We start from the raw sequence: 11130 nt of genomic DNA, 5'->3' as shown, positions 1-11130 counted from the left end.
AAAAGCCTTCCATCAAAGTCATCAGGTATGTAAGACAGAACCTTTTCTGCAATTTCATTATCATCGGTTCCGCTCCAGAAGAAACGTATATATAACCTGCTAAAAACACTTCCCTGAGTAAGGACATCGTCATATATGTTTTTAGACGTATGATACGCACTCTTAATCCTGTCAGTTACCTGCTCATTTTCATTTAACATTCATTTCCTCCGATCACTATCTCGCATCCCTTAAACTCTATCTTTACGATGATCATTTTTTCTTATCTGTAAGAGTTAGTGCACAAACCAAATACAACACGAGCCACCCCAGTGATTCTGTCCCAGAATCCAGACCTTCTGATATCAAATTAAGTAAGTTTCCGAAAAGTACGCCAAAAACAGGGCAACATATGATCATCCATTTTTTTACAGGAAGCATCCTCTTAAGAACCATTCCAACCCATCCTATAGTCACAAACAAATCGCAGACCACAAAACCTGCTAACAATGGAATAAGTTCACTTTTCAGAACCCTGATTGTCATACCGACAGATGCTTCAATATCGCCCGTTGCTTCCATTCCTGCATTAAAAACAACCGGCAGGATGCATATGCCTATATGAATAAAGGCAAAATACAAAATTCCTCCCCAGTTGGCAACCTTGAAAAGCTTGTATAGTTTGGAATCCTTTAAATTATATTCGTTCTCCATAACCCTCATTAGTTCTGTTGCAGCATAGGCAAACATCGCTGCACACAAAAAACCGAGGATTGATGATACTGCATATCTCCAATCAGGAGCCACATTCCAGGATATGCCCATATAGGCATCCGGATCTGATGTTGTGCCAAGTGTACCGTATCCAAGAAGATAGTCCCCAATAATAGCAAGTACCATTGCATAACATCCAAATAGTATTCTTTGTTTTGACTTCATAACTTACCTCCTGCTATAGCGGAAATCGCATAAATCCGCTCCTTCCGCTTCAATCCATATATATCGACATTATAACTCTTTTTGTTAGTCATGGCTAACTATAATTTCAAAAAAATATCAGCTACTCTAGTTAAGTAGCTGATACCATGTTCATGACCGGGAGTGCGATTCAATTTTTGTGAATATGAGTGGTGCAAAAAATATAACACCAAAATACATAATAGCGTTTTGCATAAAAGCCGCCATCCATGCAATTGGTATGATTGAAGAAACTCCCGCAGCTATTATCGCCATTAGGAAATATAGGAGAATTGCTGTCACAACTCTGATAATCCTTCGTCCGAATGTCAAATTCTCTGTGCTAAAAGCAATATATTTTTCTTCCAGTATCCAGGCCGCTAAAAATCCTATAGCCAAACCAGCCTTACTGGCAAATGATGATATTGAGCGCAAAGGATCATACAAAGCATTTCCGGAAGCATCGAGATCAATAGGATACTCTTTCATACTTACAAATAATAAAGCAAGCATTATAGTAACAACCGCAATCCCACAAAAGATTATGCGATTCTTTTCCGAGCCATCTATTTTCTTCTGTATAAGGCATGTCAAAGCAATTCCAACAATAGCAATAAATAAACCTGCTAAAACATCCTGCGGTGTGTGAACCCCCAAATAGTTCCTAGAGAATGCAACCAACAGTATCACGCAGATGCATATTATGGACAGCAATTTCTTTTTGCGATAAACATACGCAAGAGAACCAAATGCTGATGCACTCCCTTGGGTATGACTGCTTGGGAACGAATAATCTCCTGCTCCCTCAATTGCTTTTGCCGAAGGCTTTATCAATTCCGAACGAATCCAAGGCCTATAAACACAGAATAAACATTTTACAAATACATTTATCACCGATGCTATCACCAGTGAGATCCATATAAACTCTCCTTTTTTCTTATCAATACAAAAGAAAATAATCATCGGTATAAGCAGAATAAGAATGCCTCCGGCCATATCGGTGATAAGTTGCATCAGATTATTAATCCATTCGGGTGCGCTCTCCCTAATTCCCTGCAAAAACAACAAATACTTAATATCCAAACAAGCTACTCCTCCCATCTGTTTATTTACATCATCATAATACACTAATCAAGTATAAATCTGGGCGTCCCCAGAGTAACACTATATAGTACCCTGGCATTCTAAAAATTCAATTCAAACCACTCATCACCAATACTGTGGAATCCAAGTGATTTAAACATTTTTTGACTTTGTTTATTGAATGAATATATATTTGCCCGTACCTTATTCATTCCCTTTTCCTTTGCAGATATAATGATTTCGTTAACACAACGTCTTCCTATATGCCTATTCTGATACTCTTTGCAGATAACAATAGCAACCTCGCCATTATCTCTAAGTGAAACGTCTCCAACTAATACTCCATTATATTCAATATAGTAACAATCACCATGGATACAAAGGTAGTCATACATGCTATGCAAAAGCTCCAGGTCATATGGCTCGTCCTTATTATCAACTTGCTTACATACATCCAAATCCTGATACCAGGCAAGTGAAACCTCATCATTTCTGTAGTAAGGGACTAGTCTTATCTCATTATCCACATATCTTTCTGACATCTTAAGCAGTCTAAGTACACGAAGTTCCCTTTTTATCATTACTTCGTTAAAAAAGTCATCACTTTTATAAATATCATTAGCCTCTATAGCCGTTTCTATATCAACAATCTTGAGAACAAATTCCGCATCCTGTTCATAAGCGTCCAATTCTTGATCTACCAGTTCATCTTCTACATCGCAAATGTAGTAATAGTTCTCCTGCTCGAAAACAGTATTCTCAGCCTTGTCGCTCCTTTGCCTGCGAAGTACACTTCCAAATTCCCGGATGCTTTCCGGAATCACGACCATTCCGACTTCCTCTCTGACTTCGCGGATCAAAGCTTCTTTTTTATCTTCATCATCATGTATTCCGCCTCCGGGAAATTTATAGTATTTTCCCGTTTGCTATATACAAGAGCTATCTTGTCACCCTTGATAATGATAGCTCTGGCTGATGGCCTTCGAAAAACAGAATCTGTATTTTTATAGTCTTTTAAATCTATTTCAAATAGTCTTTTCATACAGCAATGTCCTTATCATGATAATGAAGTTGTTTAACTCCCCGATTCTATCTTTTTCATAGTGTCTTCTAAAATTACCTCTCGCAATTCTGTAAGCCAAGAGGAAAACGCTACTGTATCGAATGCGTAGGTCTTGTTGAGTTCAAACTCATTTTCAGACCAAGTATCAAGTGGCGATTCATTATGTTGAATCAAGGCTTCTAGTTTATCTAGTGATTTATAAAGTTTAGCTTCCTTAGTTTCTTGTGCATCCATTTCTTTATAAAGTGCCGCTATGTCTTCAGATAATTCTGCTGGAAGCGTTTTTACCCACTGATTTAATAATGAATCTTCAACTTCTCTATCAGAGTCAGTCTTTACAAAAGTTGGAATATCGCCTGTAAAGCACTCGCCAAGATCATGTATAAGGCACATATCAACTACCTTATTTATATCTATATCTTTAAATTCGTGTCTTAACAAAAAAGCCATAAGCGAAATACGCCAACTATGTTCAGCTACGCTTTCTGTCCTGCGTTTTGTTGTTGTGCAATGTCTTGGGGTATCTTTTAGCCTTTCTGCAACATGCAATATTTCCAAGTACTCTCTAGCATCCATAGTATCCTCCCATTCGTTGTGCCTACCCTACAAACGTCGATTTTGTTAATTTCACTGTCTTCAATTATACAGAATCCTCATCCAGCAAGGAATACACAATTCAAAAGTGCTAAAAAAAAAGAGCAGCTATCCCGTTTTGAGATAACTGCTATGTAACGTTCACCATTCGATTAGGGCGACAAATTTGATTTGTCGATTAACTTCCGATTGTTGCTGATATGTATAAAACACTTTTGCCACAAAAGGTTCCTCCAAAATAAAAAAAAGAGAGCTCACGCATGAACTCTCTGGGCCGTGGGCATCTCGAGATTCCACAGCGCATCCACTACCTATAATATACAAGGAATCAGCCCTTTTTTCAACAACTTTTTATTACTTAAGCATTCCCATTTTATTGTATATTTTGTGCAAGAAATATACGGCTTGTTAAAGAATTTGTAAACACGTTTTAACTGAAATATAATTTGCCTCTAAAAACTCCGATTTGTAAATGGCCCCCTAACCCCGTCCACAATGGTTCATTATTTATTTTTGTCCGACAAACAGGAATTTGTATCACAGAACCATCAGCAATGTTCCGGCTCCAATCAGGATACACCCTATCACTGACTTAAAAGTAAAATCATCATGCAGAAGAACAAACGCCAGTATCAGCGTAATGACAACGGACAACTTATCAATCGGGACGACTTTTGAAGCGTCTCCCATCTGCAAGGCCTTGTAATAGCAAAGCCATGAGGCACCAGTAGCAAGGCCGGACAGAATCAGGAAAATCCAGCATTTCTGGCTAATGTCTTTTATTCCGACTTGCTGATGAGTAATAAATACCATTCCCCATGCCATGATAACAACAACCATCGTACGGATCGCAGTAGCCAAATTCGATCCGACACCTTCAATTCCTATCTTTGCCAATATTGATGTCAGTGCGGCAAAGATTGCCGAACCAAGCGCTAATAAAAACCACATAGCGATACTCCTTCAAATCCCGATTTGTCTTAGTCTATTATCCTGGAAGATATTATCTCTTAACGGCAAAATTCATAATCCCGTTGATGGTATGAATCACAAAAAATGGAACCGCCGTTCCTGCCAACAGGTAATTTCTCTGCCAAAGTCCTAAAAACAAATAGTACAACGGAACAACGGCAAACTGAGTGATTATGATCAGCCATCCATACTGATAATCCATATAGTACAGTATCCATCCAATAAAGTTGATCAATATCATCAGAATCATAAGAAAAAGGAATATTTTTTCCTTTGTTGTTTCTTTCGGAATAAGTTTAACATCATCCCTTACAATCAACATCAGCAGAATCATAGACAAAATACCAAATATTCCCTGTACTGTCCCAATCCATTTGATCTCATTCGACATATTCATGATTGGATTTGATGCAGGTTTTATCAATGGCATAACGATATATGGAATCTCTTGTATCACAAATGCTGCTATACCTATAAACGATATTCCCAAGTAATAGTTCTTGAACAAATGTAAAAACTTTATCATATTACACGTCCTCGTTAAGACTTTAATCGCTCTACAAATTCGAATTTACCTTTTTCCTGTCCTGATATAAGTAATAAGTTCCTCTAAATCATCGAATTCATCATAGTCTCCCATAATTCCTTCACGATGATAAACGATACCCGCCTGTTCATTTCGTTCAAGGCAATCCAAAAGTTCTTCAACGCCATACCTCCGAGCAAATTCAGCAAACGCACGTGCCTTGATCTTTTCTGCATATAGACCCTTTCGACATTTTGCAGGTTCACACTCGTAACAGCCGTTTAAATTATTATCTATCCCACATCTGCGAACCTCACACCATTCTGCGTCTTTACACCAAGATAGCTCCATGAATCCATCCCGTTTGCATCCCTTGCAGGTTACATTCTCAAAACACAAGCAGCATGCCAACCCACAGCGAGCTATTCCTAATTCTCTTTTCATAATAACCTCCGCAAATACCGATTTGTCGGTCTACATTGTATTCCGGTTAATACGACTATCACTTTCCTTATTCTCGTTAAGTATTCTCAAAGAACTCTATTGTTCGTTTACATACATCAACCCCGTCCCCCAGGGTTCAAACCCTAATTGCCTTTCCTGCAGTAAGCAAAAGTTTCTCGTCAATTTCACCATCGACCAGTACTTCTTTGCCATTGATATAGACTCTGTCGATACCAAAGGAGCATGTTCGGTCTCTCTCAGAGTTTTTCAATGCCTCTTCGTCAAAAACTGTGATATCCGCATAATAGCCCGGCTTTAAGTATCCTCTATCTTTAATCATAAATCGGTCCGCAGTAGCACCTGTCATACGCTGAATAGTCTTTGGCAAAGTATCTCCCTTGCCCCGCAGTGCATCCTGTAAAAATTTTGGGAAGCAGTCATAGATTGCCGGATTCTGGATACCATGTTCCTCTACCCATGCATCTGTCATATACAGGCACAGTTCATTTTTCTCAAAGTCATGAATGATATCTTCCGTCGTATATGGTCCCATGTTGACACGACCCTGGAAATTAGATTCCTTGCAAAGCTGAAGGTACATATCCAAATCAGACTTATGATTCTCTTTTGCAAGCTGATGAACAGTCTTTCCCTCATACTTTTCAAACCCAGGTCCGATATAGGCCACTTCGATATCATCATAGCCAAAGCCCAATAAAATAGAGGTGGCTTTAATCAGCAATCGCAACTTCAATTTCGTCAGCGGTTTATTTCGCTCCTCCTCGCTCATACCCTGATACCAAGTAGGCAGGATAACGGTAATGACAGATACCCCCTTCAATTCGTTGTAGATATCGAACTGGGCACGTACTCCTTCTTTTCTCATTTGATTGATAAGGGATAAAAACTCAGGCTGATCCTTTAAGGATTTCCTTCCTACGAAGATAGCATGGGAATACTGTAGTTTCAGATTGGTTCCTTTGGATATTTCCACCAATTCGTCTACAGCTCTTAGAATATGGGAGCGACCTAACAGTTCAGGATACGCCATGGAAACGGCAGAATTTGCCCTTGGATGTACGGTAAGTGGTTTATCGTATTTGACGCAGAGTTCTACCACCTTCCGCAGTTCCTCCTTGTCAGCATAAAGTCCAGGTTCATACATCAAGCCAAGCGACACGCCTGCGGCACCATTTTTTAGATTGTCTTCGATGATTGCCAGCATCTGGGTCTCTTCATCCTTAGTCAGCTTACGATTAGAAAAGCCGGATACCGCTGCTCTTGCAGAACAATGTCCCACCAGTTCTGCCATATTTGCAGGGCAGTTACCATCTATCTCTTCAAAAAAATCGGAGACATTTCCATACGCACCTTTTGTGTCTTTGAAAAAGAATAGACCGCCTCCCATTTTATCTACATACTTGCAGTCCTTTTGAAATCCAACCTCAGACACACCACAGTTGCCCCCTATGAAAGTTGTGATGCCTTGTCTAATAAACGGCAGGAAATAAGGCATCGGATCATTTTTAATTGCAAACCAATCATTATGAGAATGTGCGTCGATGAATCCCGGCGCAATAGACTTACCCCCAAGTTCTACGACTTGATCTACCCCAACTGCGTCAATGTTTCCACCTACTTCTCGTATCTTATCGTCCTCAATAAGTACGTCCCCCATAGTCGGTTCATCACCTGTTCCATCATAGATTTTGCCACCCTTTAATAGTACCTTCATCTTCTACCCCCATTTCTATAAAACCCAATTAGTGAAACAACTACATTTCCATCATTTTAAAGACAGTACATACACCTGGCAGGGATTCCACTCATCCCATAAAAGAGGGAACACTTCCAGTTCCTTGAATCCACAGCTGATGTAAAAATGATTGGTTTTGTCATAATCATCGTATACACCCATTTTTACTGTCTTCACTTGCATGAATTCATAGCCCTGGCTTCTAGCAACCTCTTTTGCTCTTTCTACCAGCTGTCGTCCTATACCACTCCGATGATGGTCTTTCAAGACTCCCATCACAGCTAGTTCGACTGTAGCCTTGCCAGTTTCTTTTAAGCAGAGGAATCCCACGTATTTCTCTGCTTCCTTTGCAGCAAAAAATGTCCAATCCGCACTTCCTGTGATGTATTCTTCTCTGCTTTCCTCGATTCCAAACCAATCCGTAAGAGCCTCTAATATGCTTCTTGCAATCATCTGTTTTTCCTGTGGATTTGTAATCTCTACAACCATGATTCTCTGCCCCTTTACATACCCTTAATTATGCGTTTCATCCGGATAGTCCCAGAAACCGCCTGTATTCACAGGACATCCATAAATTCGAAGTTACTGAGTTCTTTCACTCAATTCCTTATCGAACCATTCCTTAAAAACATTTCCACCTTCCAATTCATAAGGAATTCTCGATTCATAACTGATATTTACATCAAATTTCCCAGTTTTTACGTCATAAATCATTTTAATTTGTCTAGGAATTGGTTTATTCCACTTAGTGCAGACTGATTTAAAATTTTCCAAATCATGTGTACCAATCCTTAAGAATTCTTTCACTAAACTTACATCTGTAGCAGCTTGTCTAGCTGAAAGAATTGTCCCATCCTTCTCAAAGAAAGAATTAAACATAAAACTATGGTCCTCGATACCGCAATATGCAAAAACCGTATCTACTTGACTATCTGTAAGTTCTAAACAGAGAGAAATTAAACCTGATTGTATATCAGTAAACTCATCTTCAAAACAGATTTCTTTATTGGTTATTGTTTTATCAATTTTCTTTTTATTGAAAAATCCCATAATACCCATGTGTAACACTTATCCTTACAACTTTCGATTTGTCATGATCTGTAAAACTGGAATTCAAAACTTTAATTAACTTTTTAAATAACTCTCTCGTCTGTCACAAAATGCTTTACTCCGTCCGTCGGATGTAATAGCTCTTTTCTGAAAAACTCAGGATAATACCTGATGGGATCATTTACATCTATCCAGCGAAGGAATTCCTCATGGTCATCTTCCGTCATACTCATACAAACAGGCTCAAAGCCCTCCGGCACCTTCATATAGTAGAAATATGAAACCTCATAAATAAGCTTACCACGATTGGATTCAGCATCTCCATAGAAATAATTCTCATGGATAAAACCTAAGTGATCAACATCGAGCTTAACGCCAGTCTCCTCATACACCTCACGTATCACAGCTTCTTCGGATGTCTCGCCGAACTTGATACGTCCGCCAACGGAATAGAGATAATCCGCGCTATCGTTTCCCACCATCAATATTTTTCCGTTTTTCATAATAATCGCTCCGACGCGAAGATTGATCAGTCCTTCTTCACATGGAACTGTCATGTCATGGTTCATAATACCTCCATAAGAATTAGTATGCTTGTCAATAAAACTGAAATTAAATCGTCTTACAGAAATCAATTATTTCTTGTTTCCTTGATGATACAATATTAGGGAACAAGAAAAAAGAGACTATCACGAATTATAATCATGAAAAGTCTCTCTATAACTCTTACTTCCCAATCTGCTTAAGGAATTTCTTATCATTCATCTGCTCGTTGGTCACGTACTCGCCATCACAGAAGAAAGAATATGTTGTAATAGGAGTAGGCGCATTCTGGGCTTCGTCTCTACTTTGGATCTTGATTGCTTTGAACGGAATGTTGTTCTTCTTAGCTGTTTCTTCCAGGACTGGAACATACTTAGCATTAAATGGACACTGATTTGTGTAGTATAGCACATAGCCTTTTTCATCTATGTGTGGATGCTTGGCACATTCCTTGAAATCTGGCTTATCAGCCTTCTTATCAAATGGCAGGTACCAAAGCTGAATACCATTATCAGCTTCATCGCATACTTCAAAGCCTTTATATTTCAAGAACTTAGGATCCGCAAGGAATGGCTTTTTCTTGGCTGAAGAAAGAATGCAAAGACCTTTCCTACCCTTTTCCTTACTGTCAGCAATACAGGCATCCAGAAGCTCTGTGGAATAGCCATGTCCTTTAAAAGAGCCAGAAACCCACAGGCAATCTATGTACATATAACCATCAGCCTCAATAGGGACCCATGCACTCTCAGCAGGAATGTACTCAATAAAGCATTTGCCACGCTCCGCGCTCTTTAAAAAGACAAGTCCCTCATCGAATCTATCTGCAAGCCAGGCTTTCTTTGATGAAACCTGAACGTCTTTATTATTGGATATAGCGCAGCAAATGTGCTCTTCCTCTAAATTGTCCTTGGTAACTCTAATATATTCCATGATCATTCCTCCAATTTACATTACCAGATTTAGTTATTTCTTTGGGTCATTCATAGTTAGAAGTTACTTGTATCTTTCTGCTTTATATCATCAAGGCATATCGCAGCAAACATTTTTCCCGCAAGTTGAAAACGAATCCAGTTCCAATCCTTCTGCAAATCCTTTGTAACACCTGGTTTTTCCATCAGATATTCTTCAATCCAAGGATATTTCATCTTTCACGCCCTCTCATAGTTCTTTTTCATAGCCTCGTAGCGTTCTGCCAGCTCAGGTGCTGTAGTTTTCTCTTCCTGAAGTAATACAGAAAAAATTCCAATCAGCCTGTCTATCTTCATTATCTTTCACTTCACTAAAATCATATCATCGCAAACACGACATCTATATGTCTTGTTTATTATAACATTTTCTTATTTGATATAAAAAACCTCTATCTCATTACAACAAGATAGAGGTTTAAAATTATATGATTACATTCCGGTTTAATGCAATTTCTTCGGCAACTTGAATGTGACATTATTACTACTGATTATGTCCGAATAATCATCTTCACTATCTATAACATCCAACCAAGTTTGTTGAATATCCGATAACCGACCGCCATATTTTTTTCGTTTTTGTTCTTCTTCAAGCAACTCCTTCTTAAGAGATTCTTTGTTATTTCTTTCATCAAACCATGGTAACAAAAATTTATCGATTGCATCCATTACATTCTGAAAACTAACTTCTGCCATTTCCGCAGTAGAGTAATCCCACCACACATCTCTATTACATATTAGTTTCCCTAATCTATCACCTAAATCGTATGATAAGTAGGAATGCGTCACATATAACGGTATCAGCGCATAATTTACCGTAAATGTCCTTGATCCATATCGTTCTTTTTGCAAGTCTATATATTCCAATACATTAACATTATTCTTCCTAACATAAGAATTGATTTTATATTTTACAAATCCTTTTTGTTGCAGAAAGAAATCCAGTTTCTTTTTTTGTTCTTTAAAAGAATTATCTGCAGCATCTTTATTTACAGATGCCATCTCATCATCTGAACGGATAGCTCCCGAAACATTTCCTCGTAATTTGAATTTATTGAACATAAACATCTTTCCTCGTCAGTTATCCTGGAATATAATTTGCCTCTATAAATCCCGATTTGTAACCTACTTGTCACCAACCATTTTTTTATAATAATCTGACTCGGTAGTAGCATCAAAACCATCAAGCAAATACTCT

General features: G+C 38.4%; 16 protein-coding genes and 1 pseudogene. All 17 read right to left on the bottom strand.

The window, feature by feature from the left end:
- Positions 1 to 200 (bottom strand): hypothetical protein (locus E7303_RS17460; protein WP_330601718.1); only part of this gene is annotated, 200 nt, incomplete at its 3' end.
- A gap of 52 nt (positions 201 to 252) precedes the next feature.
- Entirely contained in the window at positions 253 to 918 is a 666-nt protein-coding gene (locus E7303_RS17455; RefSeq protein WP_292146738.1) for a DUF6796 family protein, read from the bottom strand.
- Positions 919 to 1068: 150 nt separating this feature from the next.
- A complete protein-coding gene (locus tag E7303_RS17450; protein WP_292146737.1) occupies positions 1069 to 2064 on the bottom strand; it encodes a phosphatase PAP2 family protein in 996 nt (331 codons plus the stop codon).
- Positions 2065 to 2120: 56 nt separating this feature from the next.
- Positions 2121 to 2879, bottom strand: a complete 759-nt coding sequence (locus E7303_RS17445) for a GNAT family N-acetyltransferase (protein ID WP_292146736.1) — start codon at positions 2877 to 2879, stop codon at positions 2121 to 2123.
- The gene (locus E7303_RS17440) at positions 2876 to 3061 is read right to left on the bottom strand and encodes a hypothetical protein (protein WP_292146734.1); all 186 of its coding nucleotides are present in this window, start codon (positions 3059 to 3061) and stop codon (positions 2876 to 2878) included. Before E7303_RS17440 ends, E7303_RS17445 begins: the two co-directional genes overlap by 4 nt.
- Positions 3062 to 3094: 33 nt before the next feature.
- On the bottom strand, positions 3095 to 3658 hold the full coding sequence (locus tag E7303_RS17435; protein WP_089859160.1) for an HD domain-containing protein: 564 nt from the start codon (positions 3656 to 3658) through the stop codon (positions 3095 to 3097).
- A 555-nt stretch (positions 3659 to 4213) separates the two neighbouring features.
- Entirely contained in the window at positions 4214 to 4627 is a 414-nt protein-coding gene (locus E7303_RS17430) for an EamA family transporter (RefSeq protein ID WP_292146731.1), read from the bottom strand.
- A gap of 52 nt (positions 4628 to 4679) precedes the next feature.
- Positions 4680 to 5174, bottom strand: coding sequence for a hypothetical protein (locus E7303_RS17425; protein ID WP_292146729.1), 495 nt, complete (start codon positions 5172 to 5174; stop codon positions 4680 to 4682).
- A gap of 45 nt (positions 5175 to 5219) precedes the next feature.
- Positions 5220 to 5618, bottom strand: coding sequence for a DUF3795 domain-containing protein (locus E7303_RS17420; RefSeq protein WP_292146728.1), 399 nt, complete (start codon positions 5616 to 5618; stop codon positions 5220 to 5222).
- A 136-nt stretch (positions 5619 to 5754) separates the two neighbouring features.
- Complete coding sequence (locus E7303_RS17415) at positions 5755 to 7353, bottom strand: N-acyl-D-amino-acid deacylase family protein (RefSeq protein ID WP_292146726.1); 1599 nt, start codon at positions 7351 to 7353, stop codon at positions 5755 to 5757.
- Between the two features lie 51 nt (positions 7354 to 7404).
- The gene (locus tag E7303_RS17410) at positions 7405 to 7863 is read right to left on the bottom strand and encodes a GNAT family N-acetyltransferase (RefSeq protein WP_292146724.1); all 459 of its coding nucleotides are present in this window, start codon (positions 7861 to 7863) and stop codon (positions 7405 to 7407) included.
- A 93-nt stretch (positions 7864 to 7956) separates the two neighbouring features.
- Complete coding sequence (locus E7303_RS17405) at positions 7957 to 8433, bottom strand: hypothetical protein (RefSeq protein ID WP_292146723.1); 477 nt, start codon at positions 8431 to 8433, stop codon at positions 7957 to 7959.
- 74 nt (positions 8434 to 8507) lie between these two features.
- Positions 8508 to 8993 carry an NUDIX hydrolase gene (locus tag E7303_RS17400; RefSeq protein ID WP_292146722.1) on the bottom strand — a complete coding sequence of 162 codons (486 nt, stop codon included), beginning with the start codon at positions 8991 to 8993 and terminating at the stop codon, positions 8508 to 8510.
- A gap of 157 nt (positions 8994 to 9150) precedes the next feature.
- Positions 9151 to 9897 carry a GNAT family N-acetyltransferase gene (locus E7303_RS17395; protein ID WP_292146721.1) on the bottom strand — a complete coding sequence of 249 codons (747 nt, stop codon included), beginning with the start codon at positions 9895 to 9897 and terminating at the stop codon, positions 9151 to 9153.
- Positions 9898 to 9953: 56 nt separating this feature from the next.
- On the bottom strand, positions 9954 to 10112 hold the full coding sequence (locus tag E7303_RS17390) for a hypothetical protein (protein WP_292146719.1): 159 nt from the start codon (positions 10110 to 10112) through the stop codon (positions 9954 to 9956).
- 9 nt (positions 10113 to 10121) lie between these two features.
- Positions 10122 to 10232, bottom strand: a pseudogene (locus E7303_RS18195) (DNA-binding transcriptional regulator); the annotation flags it as partial.
- A 144-nt stretch (positions 10233 to 10376) separates the two neighbouring features.
- Positions 10377 to 10994, bottom strand: coding sequence for a DUF4304 domain-containing protein (locus E7303_RS17385; protein ID WP_292146718.1), 618 nt, complete (start codon positions 10992 to 10994; stop codon positions 10377 to 10379).
- Positions 10995 to 11130: the final 136 nt, after the last annotated feature.

The organism is Butyrivibrio sp. (assembly GCF_015056685.1).
Lineage (GTDB): Bacteria > Bacillota > Clostridia > Lachnospirales > Lachnospiraceae > Butyrivibrio.
The sequence above is the reverse complement of the archived record's forward strand: the minus strand, read 5'-3'. Positions and strand labels throughout refer to the sequence as shown.